Origin of the sequence: Streptomyces griseosporeus (genome assembly GCF_014656055.1) — a bacterium.
Classification (GTDB): Bacteria; Actinomycetota; Actinomycetes; order Streptomycetales; family Streptomycetaceae; genus Streptomyces; species Streptomyces griseosporeus.
Genome location: NZ_BNBR01000005.1, coordinates 1 through 18,086, shown reverse-complemented (window position 1 = coordinate 18,086; position 18,086 = coordinate 1). Strand labels below are relative to the sequence as shown.

Sequence of the window (18,086 nt, the reverse complement as noted above, 5' to 3'; positions counted from 1 at the left end):
ATAGTGCACTGCGCCACTGACATCGCCTTCAAACGCGGCGGGAGGCGGCGCCCCGCCCGGGGGCGTGCCCGGCTAGGCCGGGGCCAGCAGGGGCCTCGCCCGCTCCCGCAGCTCCACCACCCGCGGCTCGTCGCCGTACGGCTCCAGCCGGTGCAGGAGGTCCTTCACGTACTCCGTGGTGCGCGCCGACGAGATGCGGCCCGCGACCTCCACCGCCCGCACGCCCTGCTCGCAGGCCGCGTCCAGGTTGCCGGACTCCAGCTCGGCGACCGCGGAGACGACCAGCCGCAGCCCGTGCGAGCGGACGAACTCCTCCGTCGGCTTCGACAGGGCCTGCTCGGTGAAGCGGCGCACCTGCCGGGGTGCCTTCAGGTCGCGGTAGCACTCGGCGGCGTCCGCGGCGAACCGGTCGTAGGAGTAGAAGCCGAGCCAGGACGGGTCGTTGTCGCCGGGCCGGGCGCGCTCCAGCCAGCTCTCGGCCGCCTTCAGTGCCGCGCCGGCCGCCTGCGCGTCCCCCGCGCGGGCGTGCGCGCGTGCCTCGACGAGGCGGAAGAAGCTCATCGTCCGCGCGGTGGCCAGGCCCCGGTTGCGCTCCAGCGCGGCCTGCGCCAGGTCGACGCCCTCGTCGCCGAAGCCGCGGTAGGTCGCCTGCAGGGACATCGACGCCAGCACGTACCCGCCGAGCGGGACGTCGGCCGCCGCGCGGGCGAGCCGCAGCGCCTGGATGTAGTACCGCTGCGCGGCCTCCTGCTGGCCCGTGTCGAACGCCATCCACCCGGCCAGCCGGGTCAGTTCGGCCGCGGCGCCGAACAGGGCCCGGCCGACCTCGTCGGAGTAGGAGCCGAGCAGCAGCGGCGCGGCCTCCACGCGCAGACACTCCGGCACCATCGACGAACGCCAGTCGCCGCCCCCGTACTTGGAGTCCCAGCGCCTGGCGTCCTCTGCGGCCTCCCGCAGCTTCTGCACATCGCTGTGGCCGACTTTGATCGGTGCGCCGGAGCCTTCCGCCGGGCCGGCCTCGCGCGCCACCGAGCTGTCGGCCGGGGTTATCAGCCAGCGCGAGGCGGGCGTTGCGTATGCGCTCACTGCGAACGACCCGGCGAGCGACTGCCAGATGCCGCCGGAGCCGGCGCGGCGCCCGGCGAGGTCGAGGCGGTACAGCTCGGTCGCCGACCGCACCGCCTGCCCGACGTCGCGCGGGAAGGCCAGGCCCACTTCGGGCGCGGGGTCCGCGTCCGCCAGGCCGATCTCGTGCAGCGGCACGGGACGGCCGAGCTTCTGGCCGATGGCCGCGGCGATGAGGTGCGGCGCCGCACCCTGCGGCACCATGCCCTTCGACACCCAGCGCGCCACCGACGTCTTGTCGTAGCGAAGAGTCAGTCCCCGCTGGGCGCCAAGGTCGTTGACGCGCCGGGCGAGTCCTGCGTTGCTGATTCCCGCGAGGGCGAGAACGGCGCCGAGTTTTTCGTTCGGCCCGCGTTGCTCCCTGGACATGCGCCACCCCTCGACACAGACGGCTGCCGCGCTGGCATAACCATGCGGCATTCGTAAACCCAGCGTAGTTCGCCGGATCCCAAGCGTTAAGGGGCTTTGTTCCGGATGGCGGGATTGTGGCCCGTACGGAAGTACGGGGCCCTGCACGCACCGTTGCGGCGCGCTCCCGGTGTGTGGCCGTGCGCCCGTGCGTGCGCTCTTCTCCGGCCATCGGGGGAGCGGTTCCATGGGCGGTGCGTGGGTCGGCCCGCTGTACTGGATCCAGTGGGCTGGGGGACACCGCCGCCTTCATCCCCGCGGGCGGCGGAACGGTCCGGGAGGCGGCCACGTCTCCCGGACTGCGCGCGTTCCGGCCTCCGTTGAGCCCTCGCCAGATGTGTACGGAGCGTGTGCGTGCCGCACGCGCGCGCGTACCGGCGAACGTCACCGGCCGCCGATTTGGCCGAAAGTCGACCCCCTGTTGCGAGGCCCGATACCCGCTCCCACCACGGGAGTTGAGGGCGCACAGGGCGTTCTGGGGGAGCGTATCGGGGGCGCATTCGTATCGCCGGGGCTTCGGTGCGCGGGCGGACCCGCCGACGCGCGAGCGGCTCCGCCGCCTCTCTGAGACGCGTTCTTCGTGGCAGCATGTGAACCGTTCCTACGGTGCAGGGTTGTCCACAACCTGTGGAGGCGTCGATGCGGTGGTTGGTGGGATGGAGCAGCACCGCCGCGAGGGCCGCCGAGATCGGCTCCGCCGGCGCCACCGGATACGACGGCGAGACCGTGCACCCGGTCGGCTCCCACCTGTTGTGGGGCGACCCCGACCCGCTGTGGGCGGTCGGCGACTGGCGGCCCGACGAGGTCCGCGTCGTCCAGGCCGACCCCGAGACCCGCATCGCCGTCCTCGGGCTGTGCGGCGCCAGCGACGAACAGCTGCGCGTCGCCCTGTTCGCCGCGCGCGGCGGCGCCCTGCGCCATCTGACCGCCTGGCCCGGCAGTTACACCGCCGTCGTCCAGGTCGGCCGCCGCGTCACCGTCTGCGGCGACCTCGCCGGCGCGCGCCCGGTGTTCTACACCCCGTGGGCGGGCGGCACCGCCTACGCCACCGCCGCGCTGCCCCTCGCCGACCTCATCGAGGCCAACCTCGACTTCGGACACCTCGCCGCACTGCTCGCCGCCCCCGACGTGCCGGCCGCCGTCCAGGACTCCACCCCGTACGCCGGCGTGCAGCGCATTCCGCCGGGGCATGCGCTGATCCTGCGCGCCGGGGCGCGCGAGATCGCCGGGTACGAGCCCGTCGCCTCCCTCGCGGTCGCGGCGCCCCCGGCCGACCCGGACAGCGCCGTGGACGGTGTGCGCGACGCGCTCGTCGAGGCGGTGCGCGCCCGGCTGTCCGCGCCACGGCACGTGCCGGACATCGACCCCGGGCCGGTGCCGGGGATGGGACCCGCCGAACGCCGCGCGGCGCGCGGGATGCCGGTTCCCGGTATCGGCGCCGACCTCTCCGGCGGGCCCGCCTCGGGCACCCTGGCCCTGCTCGCCGCAGGCCTGCCCGGCATGCCGGGGACGCTGCTCGGGCACGGCACCGGCGCCGGGGAACGCCTGCTGGCCGTCACCTTCAACGACCTCGCCGTCAGCGGGCGGGAGGCCGAGCTGGAGCGGGCCGGCGCGCTCGCCGCCAACCCCCGGCTGCACCACGTCGTCGTCACCGGCGGCGAGGAGGTCCTGCCGTACGCCGACCTGGACGGGCCGCTCACCGACGAGCCCGGGCCCTCCCTGGTGACGGCCGCCCGGCACCGCGCGCGGCTGATGTCCGGCAGCGCCGACCACTTCATCGGCTCCGGCGCCCGGCAGGTCCTCGACGCCCACCCGGCGCGCCTCGCCGACCTGTTGATGGACCGCAAGCGGCGGCACCTGGTCCGGCCCGTCGCCGCGCTCGCCAAGGCCGACGGCTCCGTGCTCGTCCCCGCGCGCGTGTACGCCGCCGCACGCCGGCTCGCCCGCACGCCCTACCGGGCCGGACTGGAGGTGCTGGCCGAGCGGCTGCTGCACCAGCGGTTCGACGAGCCCGGCGGTGCGGTCGGGGCCTCCCTCGCGGCGCTCACCTGGGCCAGACCCGGGCCCGCGGCGCGCTGGCTGACCGGAGAGGCGCTCGCTGAAGTATCGGTTCGCCTTCAGCAGGCGTCGGCGCGGTCGGGCGTCGGGCCAGGGCAGCGGCCGGGTGACTACCGCGCGCGTGCGGCGCTGGCGCGGCATGCGGCCGACCTGCGGATCCTGGAACAGGCGGCGGAGATCCGCTCGCAGCGGCTGCACGCGCCGTTCCTCGACAACCAGGTCGTCCGGGCGTGCCGGGCCCTGCCGGAGACGCTGCGGGTGCGGCCCGGGGCGCGGGCGGAGATCCTCCGTACGGTGCTGAAGGGGGCCGGGGTCACCGAGTTGCCGCCCGGGTGGGGCGCCCCCTCCCACGCGCCCTCGGCCGCGGCCGCGCGGACGGGGCTGCGGGTGTCTGCCGACTCGCTGCTGGACCTCTTCGACACGCCGCTGCTCGCGGAGGCGGGGCTGGTGGAGGCGCGGGTCGTGCGCAAGGCGGTGCGGGGGGCGGCGGCGGGGGAGCCGTTGCCGCTGGACGGGCTGGCGGATCTGGTCTCCCTGGAGCTGTGGCTGCGGCGACTGCTGGCGCGACGGGGGACGTGCTGGACGGGGACGCCGGCGCGGGCGCGGGCTGTGCCGGCGGGGATTGCTCGGGGGGTGGCGGAGGTGGAGGCGGTGCGGAGGCTGGTTTGAGGGGTTGTGCTTCGCCTGCGGGTGGGTGGGTGGTTGCTCGCGCAGTTCCCCGCGGCGTGCCTGCGGCGGCCGGTGCGGGTGGGTGGGTGGTTGCTCGCGCAGTTCCCCGCGCCCCTGAATGCCTGCGGCGGCCCGTTTCGGTGGGTGGGTGGCTGGTGTAGCGCGTTGTGCTGGTGGGTGGGTCGGGGCCGCGCCGGGGGGTATCCGTCCTCGGTGCGCCGCTGCGTACGGTCAAATTCGTGCCGCCACTTTTCGGCGCCCGCTGCGGGCGGACACCCCCCGACACGTCCCCTTCCCGCCGTACGCGTCTACCGGCCGCCGCGGCTGCGGCAGGGCCGCCCCGCTGGGGTAGCAGGCAGCCCCACCGCTGGGTCGGCGCCGACCCGGCAGCGGTGGTACGAGGGCCGTCGGCCTGCGTGGCCGCGGGAGCCGCACCGCCGGGCCGTCTCCCTGCGTAGCTGCGGGCGGCCGCACCGCTGGGCCGGCGCCCACCCAGCAACGGCGGTACAAGGGCCGCAGGCCTGCGTAGCCGCGGGCAGCCGCACCGCCGGGCCGTATCCCTGCGTAGCTGCGGGCAGTCGTGCCGCTGGGGCGGCACGGGTGGGCGCAGCGGCACCCCGCTAGCGCCGGGCTGCGCCACCCACCCCCGGCCCGCACCAGCGCCGGGTGCGTCGGTCCAGGTCGGTGCTGCAGTGCCGTACCGTGACGAACGACCCGTCAGAGAAACCGCCGTATCGAACCCCCGTGCCCCTCCCCCCACCCCCAGCGACAATGACCCGGTGCGGTACAGAATTCTGGGCGTCACCCAGGCAGAGGACGAGCACGGCCACGCCGTGAACACCGGCGGCCCCCGCCTGCGGGCGCTGCTCGCCGCCCTCGCCCTGCGGCCGGGCCGCGTCACCGCCCCGGAGACGCTGATCGCGGAGGTCTGGGCGGACGACCCGCCCCAGGACGCCCCCGCCGCGCTGCAGGCGCTCGTCGCAAGGCTCCGCCGCACCCTCGGCAGGGACGCCGTCGCCTCCGAACCGGGCGGCTACCGGCTCGCCGCGACCGAAGACGACGTCGACCTGCACGTGTTCGAGCGGCTCGTGCGCCAGGGCACCGCCATCGCCCGCGACGACCCCGCCACCGCCGCCCGCACCCTCGACCAGGCCCTCGCTCTCTGGCACGGCCCCGCCCTCGCCGACCTCCCCGACCGCACCGCCGCCGCCCGCCCCGAGGCGCTGCGCCTGGAGGCGTCCCGGGCGCGCGCCGAGGCGTATCTGCGGCTGGGCCGCGCCCACGACGTCGTACCGGAGCTGACGGAGCTGACCGCGGCGCACCCGTACGACGAACCCCTGCACGTGCTGCTCCTGCGCGCCCTGCGGGACACCGGCCGGACGGCGGACGCGCTCGCCGCGTACGAGAGCGTCCGCCGCACTCTTGCCGAGGGGCTGGGGGCTGATCCGGGGTCTGAGCTTCGCGCGCTGCATGCCGAGTTGCTGAGGCAGGAGGAGTCGCCGGCGCCGAGCCGGCCGCCCGTCCGTACCGGCAATCTCCGGCCCCGGCTCACTTCCTTCGTCGGCCGGGAACCCGAACTCGCCGCCATCCGTTCCGAACTGCACAGGGCCCGCCTCGTCACGCTCACCGGTCCGGGCGGATCGGGGAAGACCCGCCTCGCCGAGGAGGCCGCGGCCGGCGTCCCCCAGGCATGGCTCGTCGAGCTGGCGCCGCTCGACCGGCCGGAGGCGGTGCCGGGCGCGGTGGTCAACGCGCTCGGTCTGCGCGAGACCGTGCTGCTGGCCAGCGAGCTGGCGCTCCCGCAGGACGACCCGGTGGCCCTGCTCGTCGAGTACTGCGCCCCGCGCAGCCAACTCCTGATCCTTGACAACTGCGAGCACGTCATCGGCGCGGCAGCCGACCTCGCCGAGACGCTCCTGACCCGCTGCCCGGGGCTCACGATCCTCGCCACCAGCCGTGAACCCCTGGGTGTCCCCGGCGAGTCCGTGCGCCCCGTCGAACCTCTCCAGCCCGACCAGGCGCACCGCCTCTTCACGGAGCGCGCCGCCGCCGTCCGTCCCGACGCCGGTGACGTGCTCCGCGACGAGGAGGCCGTCGCGGAGATCTGCCGGCGCCTCGACGGGCTGCCGCTCGCCATCGAGCTGGCGGCCGCCCGGCTGCGGCTGCTGACCCCCCGGCAGATCGCCGACCGCCTCGACGACCGCTTCCGCCTCCTCACCTCCGGAAGCCGCACGGTGCTGCCCCGCCAGCAGACCCTGCGCGCCGTCGTCGACTGGTCCTGGGACCTGCTCGACGAGGCGGAGCGGACCGCGCTGCGCGAGCTGTCCGTCTTCGCGGGCGGCTGGGACCTCGCGGCGGCGGAGGCCGTGTGCACCGGCCCGGTCGCCGACCTCGTCGGCGCGCTCGTCGACAAGTCCCTGGTCGTCGCCTCCCCGTACACGTCCCCGTACGGGCAGGACGGCACCCCCGGCATGCGCTACCGCATGCTGGAGACCATCCACGAGTACGCCGTCGAGCGCGCCGCCGAGGTCCCCGGGCTGCGCGCCGCCGCCGAGCGCCGCCACCGCGCCTGGGTGCGCGCCCTGCTGGAGGAGGCCGAGCCCCGGCTGCGGTCGAGGGAGCAACTGCCGTGGATCGCCCGCCTGGAGACCGAGCTGGACAACATCCGCGCGGCCCTGCACCGGTCCCTGACCGCCGGCGACGAGGAGGAGGCCGGGGCGCTGTGCGTCGCCATGGGCTGGTTCTGGTGGCTGCGCAACTACCGCCGCGAGGGCCTCGCCTGGGTCACCCGCGCCCTGCGGCTCGGCATCGCCCTGGACGCCGGGGAGGAGGGCATCGACCACGACGGGCCTTCGGGCGACCATCAGGACGCGTCCGACATCGTGGAGGCCTTCCTCGCCGCTGCGGACGGCGAGGTCCGCCACCCGCGCCACGCCCTGCGCATGGACCTGCGGATGCTGCACCTCTTCTACCGCAGCGAGCTGGCCCTGATCAGCTCCCTTCCGGCCGAGGAGCGCCTGCAGCGGTACGTCGACCGGGTGCGGGGCCACTACGCGCGCGGCGGCCCCCACGCGGCCCGCATGCCGGGCATCGTCTGGCCGCTGACCGCCTACTACCCGGGCGAGGGTCCCGACCTGCGCGCGGTCACCGACCGTGCTCTCGCCCACTGCCGCGCCCACGGTGGCGACTGGGAGATCGGCGTCGCCCTGATGATCCGCGCCCACATGATCGTCGACTCCCCGGGCGGCATGGAGGGCATCGACGACGACCTCGCCGAGCTGCGCACGTACAGCCGCCGCGTCGGCGACCGCTGGATGCGCGCCCAGGCGTGCAGCGCGGCCGGTGAGGCCGCCATGGCCCGCGGCCGCTTCACGGAGGCCGAGCGGGAGTACCGGGAGGCGCTCCGCCTCGCCTACGAGGTCGGCGCGTACGCCGAGTCGCCCTTCCTCCTCGCCCGGCTCGGCGAGATCGCCTACCGCGCGGGCGACCGTACGGCCGCGCGGGCCGCCCTGGACGAGTCGGCCGCCGCCATCGACCGGTACGGCGTGGCGGACGCCAAGGCGTTCCTGCTGCTGATGCGCGCCCAGATGGCCCTGGACGACAAGGACGTCGCCCGCGCGCGGGAGCTGTACGAGCAGGTCAGGTCGGAGATGGCGCGCTCCGCGCCGCCCCCGCAGTTCACGGTGTGGACGCACGGGGTGGGCGCCCTGGTCGAGGCCGCCGAGTCCGGTCCGGCGCACGCCCTGCCGGTCCTGGTCGTCGCCTTCCGCGAGGCGGTGGACAAGCGGTGCGCCGAGACGGTCGTCTCCGCGCCCGTGGACATCGCCGCGACCCTGCTCGCCGACCTCGGCGACGGCGTCCGCGCGGCCCGGCTGCTGGGCGCGGCGACCCGGCTGCGCGGCGGCCATCCCCGCCCCATGCCCGAGCGCGCGGGCGCCGAGCGCGCCGAGGCCGCCGCCCGCGCCGCCCTCGGGCGGGAGCGCTACGACGCCGAGTACGCCCGGGGCGCGTCCCTCACCGCGGACGCCGTCGCCCGCGAGCTGGACGAGGTGGTGCGCGACCACCCCGTCCCGGTCAGGAGCAGGTGAACCGCGACTCCACCCAGTCGCCGAGGGCCACGGTGTCGAGGTGGTTGTGCGGTTCGACCACCAGCCGTACGGTCTGGCGGCCGGTGACGTCGACATGTACGGGCACGGCCGCGTCCCCGCCCTTGACCGTCCCCGACTGCCACAGCCGCTCGCCGTCGGCGTAGACGGAGAAGGAGACCTTGCCGAGCTTCAGCGTCATGTCGTCGACGCCGACGAGGGCGTCGTAGGAGGTGCAGGAGCGGTTGAGGTCGACGGTGACGGAGGAGTCTCCGTGCACGGTGACGCCGCGCGTGTACGTCTTGTCGGCGACGGACAGCCCGTACCGCTGCCACACCCAGCTGCTCTCGGCGAGCCGGATCTCCGGCGCGGTGCCGTCGCCGCCGACGTCGTACGACAGCTCGCTGACCTGGTAGACGACCGGCGCCGGAGGGGGAGTGGGCGTCGGGGTCGGGGTCGGGCTCGGCGTGGGGGTGGGCGTCGGCGTCGGTGTCGGTGTGGGGGTCGGCTTCGGCTTCGGTGTCGGGCTGGGGGTCGGCGTGGGCGTGGGGGTCGGCTTCAGCACCACCGGCGCGGGCGGGGGCGGCGTCGGGGTCGGGGTGGGCGTCGGCGCCGGCGGTGCCGGCCGGACCACGGGCGCGGACGACGGCGGGGCGGCCACCGGCTTCTTCGGCGTGCTGTCGCTGCCGGCCAGCGCGAGCGCCACCGCGGCGGCGGCCACCGCGACCACACCCGCGGCGACACCGGCCTTCACCGGCGCGCCCAGCCCCTCCGAGGCCACCGCTCCGCCGCCCGCACCGCCGGACGAGCCGCCGGCCGCCGCGGCGGCACCCGCGGCACCCGCCGCCCCGGCCCCGGCACCGCCCGCGATGAGCCCGAGCGCCTTGGCGTACCCGGCGGCACCGAACCAGCCGATGACGGCGACCGGCACCACGGCGGGGATGGAGCCGGCGACCTCCTCGATCTGGCTGGCGGCCAGCCGGCACCGGGCGCACTCCTCCAGGTGCTTGCGCAGGCCCCGCTCGGCGCGGGTGCGCAGCTTGCGGCGGGCCCAGCCGCCGAGCTGGTCGGCCCAGCGGGCGCACTCCTCGTCGCCGGCGAGGGTGGTGGAGACATGGGCCTGGAGGTAGGCCTGCTTCAGGCCCTCACGCGCCCGGCTGGCGAGCACGCGCGTGCCGTTGGCGTCGAGCCCGAACAGGACCGCGACCTCGCTGGGCGACTCGTCCTCGATCTCGGTGTGCCACAGCACGGCCTGCCACCGCTCCGGCAGCGACCGGAATGCCTGCATCGCCATGGACTGCTCGGCCTCGTGCATGGCCCGCACGTCCGCGCCCAGTTCGAGCGTGTCGTCGTCGGACATCTCCGACGAGCGCGCGGCCTGCGCGGCGAACAGGGCGAAGTCGTCGACGAGCTGCTCGCGCCGCGCCGACTGGGTCCAGTGCGCGGCGACCCGCCGGACGGAGGTGAGCAGATAGGCGCGTACGGCGTACTCGGGGCCGGAGCCGCCGCGTACCGCCTGCAGCATGCGGGCGAAGACCTCGGCGGTGAGGTCGTCGGCGGTGTCGGCGTCCCGGCAGCAGGTGCGGGCGTAGCGGCGGACGGCCTCGGCGTGCCGCCGGTACAGCTCCTCGTACGCGCTGTCGTCGCCCGAGCGCATCCGCCCGATGAGGTCCGCGTCGGACGGCGGTATGTCGCGCGGCGGTGGCAGCACGCTGTCCGCACGCCACTCTCGCTGGGCCGGCACCTGCGGTGAGGCCAGGTCGCCGGTCTCCGCGGTCTCCGCGCTGTCACCGAGTGACTTCTCGCCCCCGTCAGAGCTCATCGCGTTCTGCCCCCGCCGCCTGCCCGACCCGTCCCGACCACCGGGTCAGAGTGCCACACCGGCTTTCGGCCAGGAGCCGGCGGAGTGTCTCATCCACTCGTCCGAGGGGATCCACCGGAACTCAGTACTAACCCTCACTCGAACGGGGAAGGACCAACTGACTCCCCGGAGATGAGAGTCGGGGTGCGGGCGGGGACACCGCGGACGCGGTCGGGTGCGGGCCGCGAGCCCGCCCACACCCCACCGTCACCTCGTCCGGACATCACCGGTCACGGACCCCGTCACGGGACGCTCACGCGGGCCGCGAGCGCAGCCCCTCCAGCAGGATGTCCAGCAGCCGCGCCGACGCCGCCGCCTGCTGTGCCGCGTCCGGCAGCGAGGGCGCCGCCGTCGCGATCACCAGCAGGACGTCCGCCACCGACACGTCCGGCCGCAGCTCACCCGCCGCCCGCGCCCGCTCCACCAGCTGGCCCACGACCTCCAGCAGCTCCGCCGACCCCGCGTCGTCCTGCGGTGCCGGCGCGCCCTGGTCGGGCACCAAGCGCAGCTCGCCGCCGCCCGGCTGGCTCCGCTGCTGCGGCACCCGCGCCTCGTCGCCCGCCGCGCCCGTCGCGGAGCCGGTCTGCTCCTCGGCGACCCCGACGCGCAGTATCTGCGGCGGCAGCAGCCGCCCCGCGCCCGACGCGACCGACGTGCGCAGGAAGCGCGACAGCGCCGACCACGGCTCGTCCTCCTGGCCCAGAGCCGCCCGCGCCTGGTCGGTCAGCCGAGAGGTCTCCTCCTCGGCTATCCGCCGCACCAGGACGTCCTTGCTCGGGAAGCGCCGGTACACCGTGCCCACACCCACGCGGGCGCGGCGTGCCACGTCCTCCATCGGCGCGCCGTACCCCAGCTCGCCGAAGACCTCGCGCGCCGCCCGCAGCACATGCTCCAGATTGCGCTGGGCGTCCACCCGCAGCGGTGTCGACCGCGCACTGTCCCCGCGTCCGTTGCCCGCCGCCGCTATCGGTGTCCCGCCGCCCGTGGCGAGGGCGGACGCGGACGACCAATGAGAGTCCTGAATGTGCATAAACGATCCCCCGGTAATGACGTCTCCCCCCGGAGACTCTCCCCTTGGAAATGCCAGGCGTGCGGAACAAGCCTCGCGTGCCCGGGCCCGCCCGTCGCGGACCCGATGAGCGCCTCCCCCTACACCCCGTCGACACACGAACATAGTTGAGAGGGAGTCAATTCAGAAGGGGCAGGTTCCGCACGGAGCGCCCCCCGATCGGAGTACGCGGCGCATACGTCCTCTTTGCCCCCCTCCCCGCACCCCGGCGCACACCCCTGACCTGCACACCTTCCCCGCACTCCGACGTTTCGGCCAACTCCGCGCATCCCCGGCACGCGGTCACACAAATTGTCGGGGCTGTGGACAAACAGCAGCGCCGGGTGCGTCATGGGATGGTGAAGGAACGTGCGCGCATTCTCGTTGTCGGCGGCGGCTACGTCGGGATGTACACGGCCCTGCGCCTCCAGCGGAGCCTGAAACGGGAGCTGAAGGAGGGCACCGCCGAGATCACGGTCGTCACGCCCGACCCGTACATGACCTATCAGCCGTTCCTCCCGGAGGCCGCGGCCGGCAACATCTCCCCGCGCCACGTCGTCGTACCGCTGCGCCGCGTCCTGCCCGACTGCCGCATCGTCATCGGCGAGGCCACCGCCGTCGACCACGCCGCCCGCACCGCCACCGTCGCCACCCTCGCCACCACCGAGAAGGGCCTGCCGCCCGAGCACCTGGCCTACGACGAGCTGGTTCTCGCCCCCGGCTCCATCGCGCGCACCCTCCCCGTCCCCGGCCTTGCCGACCACGGCATCGGCTTCAAGACCGTCGAGGAGGCCATCGGCCTGCGCAACCACGTCGTCGAACAGATGGACATCGCCTCCTCCACCCGCGACCCCGAGATCCGCGACGCCGCCCTCACCTTCGTCTTCGTCGGCGGCGGCTTCGCCGGAGTGGAGGCCCTCGGCGAGCTGGAGGACATGGCCCGCTACGCCGCGCGCTACTACCACAACGTCCGCCCCGAGGACATGAAGTGGATCCTCGTCGAGGCCTCTGACCGCATCCTCCCCGAGGTCGGCGCCGACCTCGGCCGCTACACCGTCTCCGAGCTGCGCCGCCGCAACATCGACGTACGCCTGAACACCCGCCTGGAGTCCTGCCTCAACCGCGTCGCCGTCCTCAGCGACGGCGCCCGCTTCCCCACCCGTACGGTCGTGTGGACCGCCGGCGTCAAACCCCATCCGGTGCTCGCTGCGACCGACCTGCCGCTCGACGCCCGGGGCCGCCTGCGCTGCACCCCGCAGCTGACCGTCGAGGGCACCACGCACGCGTGGGCCGCCGGAGACGCCGCCGCCGTCCCCGACGTCACCGCCTCCGAGCCCGGAGCCACGACCGCGCCCAACGCCCAGCACGCCGTGCGCCAGGCCAAGGTCCTCGCCGACAACATCACCCGCTCCCTGCGCGGCGAGCCCCTCCAGTCGTACTCCCACAAGTACGCCGGCTCGGTCGCCTCCCTCGGCTTCCACAAGGGCGTCGCCCACGTCTACGGCCGCAAGCTCAAGGGCTACCCGGCGTGGTTCATGCACCGCACCTACCACCTCAGCCGCATCCCCACGTTCAACCGCAAGGCGCGCGTGCTGGCCGAGTGGACCCTCGCGGGACTCTTCAAGAGGGAGATCGTCTCCCTCGGCTCGCTCGAACATCCCCGTGCGGAGTTCGAACTGGCTGCCGGTGGAAAGCCTTCAGGCGGATCGGACAATCCGAAGACCGGTCCGAGGGACGACCCGAAGGGGTCGTCCTGACCGGACCCAGGAACTCCACCGGCCGCCCCGGCGTCTGACGGGTACCGGCTGCCGGCCCACCGGCCGGTGGCGTACGGACGCCGGCCAGGTCCCCGGCCGCACGGCATCCGGCGCCCGCCGGGCCGGACGGCCACCCTGCCAGACTGGTCCCCGAGCCCGGGCGGGCCGCCCCCCGTCCGCGAACCCAGAGGCTGTTCCCAAGTGCGCTTCTTTCCAGTGCTGCATGTCCCGGGTGCTGCAACAATGTGCGGCCACCGCCGCCGGGCCGTTCAAGCCCCGGCCGGCGCCCACGCCGGAGCCCCCGCCGGAGCACACCCCGGCGCCCACGCCGGGCCCCGGAGCCGGCCGACGACGACTACACGAGGCAAGGATTCGTGAACTTCACGCGCTGGAGCGCCCGGCTCCCCGGAACACAGCGCCGCGCCGCGGCGCGGACCGAGCCGGTCACCACGGACCGGCGGAGCGACGGCGCGGTGCCCGCGGCCCGCACCCAACCGATCACCGAGGACACGTCGCCGGTCCCCGCCGTCGACGAACTCCCCGTCCGCGGAGTCCTCGACCGCGTACCGGCCCTCGTCGCCCTCGTCCACGGCCCCGACCACCGCCTCGCCCACATCAACGACGCCTACGCGGCGGCCTTCGGCGCACGACCCGTCGGCCGGCCCGCCGCCGAGGCCCTCCCCGAACTGAAGGAACTCGGCCTGCTGCCGCTGCTCGACCAGGTGCTCCGCAGCGGCAAGCCGCGCACCCTGAAGTCCCGCAAGGCCACCGACGGACGCTCCTACACCTTCACCTGCACCCCCGTCGCCGAAGACGCCGGCGCCGGCCCCGGAGTCCTCGTCTTCGCCACCGACGTCACCGACCACGCCGAAGCCGCCGAACGACTGCGCGCCAGCGAACGCCGCCAGCGCGAGACCGCGGTCACCCTCCAGCGCTCCCTGCTCCCGCAGGAACTCGAACAACCCGACGACCTGCGCATCGCCGCCACCTACCAGCCCGGCGGCACCGAAGCCGCCGTCGGCGGCGACTGGTACGACGTCATCACCCTCGGCGGCGGACGTACGGCGCTGGTCATCGGCGACGTCATGGGCCGCGGGGTGCGCGCCGCGGCCGTCATGGGGCAGCTGCGGACGGCCGTGCGCGCCTACGCCCGGCTGGACCTGCCGCCGCACGAGGTACTGCAACTGCTGGACGGCCTCGCCACGGAGATCGACGCCAACCAGATCGCCACCTGCGTCTACGCCATCCACGACCCGAACGAGGGACGGCTGATGTACGCCTCCGCCGGGCATCTGCCGATCCTCGTCCGCGACGAGAACGGCACGGTGCTGCGCGCCGACGAGCCCACCGGGCCTCCGCTCGGCACCGGTGGCTGGATGCACGCGTCCGGATCGGTGCCGCTCGGGCCCGGCTCGACAGCCGTGCTGTACACCGACGGACTGGTCGAGCGGCGCAACGAGGACCTCGACGAAGGCATCGCCGCGCTGGAACGCGCCCTCGCCGGGGCCACGGGCACACCGCAGGTCGTCTGCGACCGGCTGGTCCGCTCGGCCGGGGTCACCGCCGACCACGACGACGACGTGGCGGTGCTGGTGCTGCAGCATCCGGCCCGTACGGGGGCCGACGGGGAGCTGTTCCGGAACGCCGCGCTGGAGCTTCTGGGCGGGGTGGAGGCGGCACCGCGCGCCCGTGCGTTCGCCTCCGGCGTGCTGACCAGCTGGCGGTTCCCTGTGGAACTGCATGATCTGGGGGTGCTGGCGGCGAGCGAGCTGGTCGCGAACTCGCTGCAGCACGGGACGCCGCCCATGCGGTTGCGGCTGCGGCGCACCGACCGGAGGCTGATCATCGAGGTCACGGACGGGGACGACCACCTGCCGCGGCGGCGGCGGGCGGAGCCGGGGGACGAGTCGGGGCGGGGGATCGCGATCGTGGCGACGATCGCGTCCAACTGGGGGTCGCGGAGGACGCCGGGGGGTGGGAAGGCGGTGTGGTGCGAGTTCGCTCTGCCGTCGTGAGGGTGCGGGTGGGTGGTCGGCTGGTCGCGCAGTTCCCCGCGCCCCTATATGCCTGCGGCGGCCCGCGCGGGTGCGTGGGTGGCTGGTCTAGCGCCTTCCGGTGGGGGGTGGGTCGGGGCCGCGCCGGGGGGTATCCGTCCTCGGTGCGCCGCTGGGTACGGTCAAATTGGCACCCTCTTTTTCCGGCGCCCGCTGCGGGCGGACACCCCCCGACACGTCCCCTGCTCGCCGCGGGCGGCTGCACCGCGTCATCGGCTGAGCTGCGGGCAGCCGCACCGGGCCGCCCCGCCGACTTAGCTGCGGGCAGTCGTGCCGCTGGGGCGGCACGGGTGGGCGCAGCGGCACCCCGCCAACGCCGGGTCGCGCCGCCCGCCCCCGCCCAGCTGCAGCGCCGGGTGCGTTGCAATGGGGGCTCAGCTGGCCTCGGCTGGGATCGGGGTCGTGCCGCCTCGGGTGACGACGCGGCTGCGGGCGGACCACGGCTGGTCCTGTGCCACCGTCAGCCCCCGCCCCAACCGCATCGCAAGGACACTGATCCCCAGCGAGAACAGCAGGAACGTCACGATGTACGGCGCGTGCAGCGAGGCACCCATCGGCCCGCCCACCGCCGGCCCCACGGCCAGCGCCAACTGCTTCACCAGGGCGAAGGCCGAGTTGTACTGCCCCGCCATCCCCTCCGGCGCGAGGTCCGCCACCAGCGGAGCCACCGTCGGCGACAGCATCGCTTCACCCAGCCCGAACAGCGCGTACGTGGAGACGAAGGCAGCCGTCGCCATCTCCCGGCTCCCGTGCCCCAGCCCCGCGTACCCCGCCGCCAGCCACGCCACGGCCCAGATCAGCCCCACGGCCGCGATCACGCGCGTACGGCGGCGTCGCTCCACGAACCGCAGCACCACGAACTGCGCGATCACGATCATCCCGGTGTTCGCGGCGAGCGCCGAGCCCAGCGCGGACGTGGAGATCCCGGCGGCCTCGACGCCGTAGGCGCTCAGCCCGGACTCGAACTGTCCGTAGCAGGCGAAGAAGAGGACAAAGCCGAGCACGCACAGCTGCACCATGGCCCGGTTGCCCAGCAGCTGCTTCCAGCTCCCCTTGGCCGACCGCCCCGGCGCCTCCTCGAAGCGCGGCGAGTGCGGCATCCGCACCGTCGTCATCACCACGACCAGCAGCAGGAACATCGCCGCCTCGATCGCGAACAGCAGCGTGAACGACGACACCCGCGTCGTGTCCACCAGGTGCCCGCCGATCAGTCCACCGACGCCGAGCCCGAGGTTCTGCAGGAAGAACTGCATCGCGAAGGCCCGCGACCGCGTGTCGGCGGTCGAGCAGTCCACGATCATCGTCGCCAGCGCCGGCTGCATCACGGCCTGCCCCGCCCCGAGCAGCGCGGCCGACCCCAGCACGGTTACGGCGCTGCCCGCGAGCCCCAGGCTCAGCGCCCCCACGGCGGCCGTGACCAGGGCGGCGAGCAGGACCGGCAGCGGGCCCCGCCGGACGATGGCCCGCCCGGCGAACGGCAGCACGATCAGCGCGGCCACGGCGAAGACGGCGAGGACCGTCCCCGCTGTCATGGCACCAAGGCCCCGCACCTGCGCCACATAGACGTACAGGTAGGGGACCGTGAAGCCGAGCCCGAACGCGCTGAGTGCGTTGCCCACGTGGATCCGGCGCATCGCTGCGCCCATCGCCCTGGTCACGTTCACCTCTCTCACTAGTTAGGTATGAAGACTTCGAAGCTAAACTTCGAATCTAAAGAGTACATAGTGAAGGACTTCAACGCAAAGGAGGGTCGTGCGATACTTCGGCCATGGGCGACTCCCCCGGCACACTCGGCGCCGAGCCGACACTCGAAGAGCAGATCGCCGCGTACCAGCGCGAGTTCCAGGACCTCGACCCACAGGTCGAGAAGATCGTGTCGGCACTGTCCCGGCTGAACCGCCGTATGAACGTCGCCTACGGCCGCCAGACCGCCGCCCTCGGCATCAGCAACGCCGAGTGGGAGGTCCTCAAGGCCCTCGTCCTCTCCGGCGCTCCCTACCGCATGGGCCCGAGCGATCTCGCCAAGCGCCTCGGCCTCACGCCGGCCGCGATGACCCACCGCATCGACCGCATGGTCGGCGAGGGCCTGGTCACGCGGGAGCGCGACGAGTCCAACCGCGTGCGCGTGATCGTGGAGCTGACCCCCGAGGGCCGCGAGAAGTGGCTGGAGGCCATGCGCCTCGCCACCGTCTTCGAGGAGGACCTCCTCCAGGACCTCACCCCCGCAGAGCGCACCGCCCTCGGCGAGGTCCTCACCCGTCTCCTGCGCCGCGTGGAGCACGCCCAGCCCGACGCCGGCGGCCGTCTCACCGACCTCGACTGACGTCGACCGGCGGTGCCCAAAAGATGTTGACAGGGGCCGCTTGACACGCCCCGGTCCGATCCGTAAGGTTCTTCGGGTTGCCGCGGAGCCGTAACGGTTCTGCGACAGCACCTTCCGCCGCACTGCGGCACACAACCATTGGCAAGATCTCCTGACGGGGTTGATTTCGGCTTGCCCGAATTCAATTCGAATAGGGACTCGGTAGCCCGATTGGGCATCGCCGAGCGGATCCGCTAAGGTTGGACACGTCGGAACGGCCCAACAGCCGGGAGGACAAGCCCCTCTGACTGGGAATCAGACGCCGAAAGGATCTGATAGAGTCGGAACCGCCGGAAAGGGAAACGCGAGAGCGGGAACCTGGAAAGCACCGAGGAAATCGGATCGAGAAAAGATCTGATAGAGTCGGAAACGCAAGACCGAAGGGAAGCGCCCGGAGGAAAGCCCGAGAGGGTGAGTACAAAGGAAGCGACCGTTCCTTGAGAACTCAACAGCGTGCCAAAAGTCAACGCCAGATATGTTGATACCCCGTCCATCGGGTTTCCGATGGTCGAGGTTCCTTTGAAAAAACACAGCGAGGACGCTGTGAACGGTCGGGCCTATTCCGCCTGACTGTTCCGCTCTCGTGGTGTCGACCGGATTACCGGTAAACATTCACGGAGAGTTTGATCCTGGCTCAGGACGAACGCTGGCGGCGTGCT

At 73.9% G+C, this 18,086-nt stretch carries 9 protein-coding genes; 5 read left to right on the top strand and 4 right to left on the bottom strand.

Annotated features, from left to right (window positions below; translation table 11 throughout):
* Positions 1-72: 72 nt before the first annotated feature.
* On the bottom strand, positions 73-1,494 hold the full coding sequence (locus IE308_RS23065; protein WP_110629022.1) for an NsdA family TPR-like regulatory protein: 1,422 nt from the start codon (positions 1,492-1,494) through the stop codon (positions 73-75).
* Between the two features lie 678 nt (positions 1,495-2,172).
* On the opposite strand from IE308_RS23065, the gene IE308_RS23060 reads away from it, so the two are divergent.
* Together IE308_RS23060 and IE308_RS23055 are read left to right on the top strand one after the other, a co-directional pair.
* On the top strand, positions 2,173-4,260 hold the full coding sequence (locus IE308_RS23060) for an asparagine synthase-related protein (RefSeq protein WP_190219413.1): 2,088 nt from the start codon (positions 2,173-2,175) through the stop codon (positions 4,258-4,260).
* 779 nt (positions 4,261-5,039) lie between these two features.
* Positions 5,040-8,348 carry an ATP-binding protein gene (locus tag IE308_RS23055; protein WP_190219412.1) on the top strand — a complete coding sequence of 1,103 codons (3,309 nt, stop codon included), beginning with the start codon at positions 5,040-5,042 and terminating at the stop codon, positions 8,346-8,348.
* Here the strand turns inward: IE308_RS23055 and IE308_RS23050 are convergent.
* Positions 8,335-10,167, bottom strand: coding sequence for a sigma-70 family RNA polymerase sigma factor (locus tag IE308_RS23050; RefSeq protein WP_190219411.1), 1,833 nt, complete (start codon positions 10,165-10,167; stop codon positions 8,335-8,337). The genes IE308_RS23055 and IE308_RS23050 overlap by 14 nt on opposite strands.
* 292 nt (positions 10,168-10,459) lie before the next feature.
* Positions 10,460-11,236, bottom strand: coding sequence for a TetR/AcrR family transcriptional regulator (locus IE308_RS23045; RefSeq protein ID WP_110629018.1), 777 nt, complete (start codon positions 11,234-11,236; stop codon positions 10,460-10,462).
* Between the two features lie 374 nt (positions 11,237-11,610).
* Between IE308_RS23045 and IE308_RS23040 the strand changes: the two genes are divergently transcribed.
* Positions 11,611-13,011, top strand: coding sequence for an NAD(P)/FAD-dependent oxidoreductase (locus tag IE308_RS23040; protein ID WP_110629017.1), 1,401 nt, complete (start codon positions 11,611-11,613; stop codon positions 13,009-13,011).
* 374 nt (positions 13,012-13,385) lie between these two features.
* Positions 13,386-15,026, top strand: coding sequence for an ATP-binding SpoIIE family protein phosphatase (locus tag IE308_RS23035; RefSeq protein ID WP_110629016.1), 1,641 nt, complete (start codon positions 13,386-13,388; stop codon positions 15,024-15,026).
* A gap of 413 nt (positions 15,027-15,439) precedes the next feature.
* On the opposite strand, the gene IE308_RS23030 is transcribed toward IE308_RS23035, so the two are convergent.
* Positions 15,440-16,699 (bottom strand): MFS transporter, encoded by a 1,260-nt coding sequence (locus IE308_RS23030; protein ID WP_190219815.1) that lies wholly within the window; start codon positions 16,697-16,699, stop codon positions 15,440-15,442.
* Between the two features lie 134 nt (positions 16,700-16,833).
* On the opposite strand from IE308_RS23030, the gene IE308_RS23025 reads away from it, so the two are divergent.
* On the top strand, positions 16,834-17,388 hold the full coding sequence (locus IE308_RS23025; protein ID WP_190219410.1) for a MarR family winged helix-turn-helix transcriptional regulator: 555 nt from the start codon (positions 16,834-16,836) through the stop codon (positions 17,386-17,388).
* Positions 17,389-18,086 lie beyond the last annotated feature (698 nt).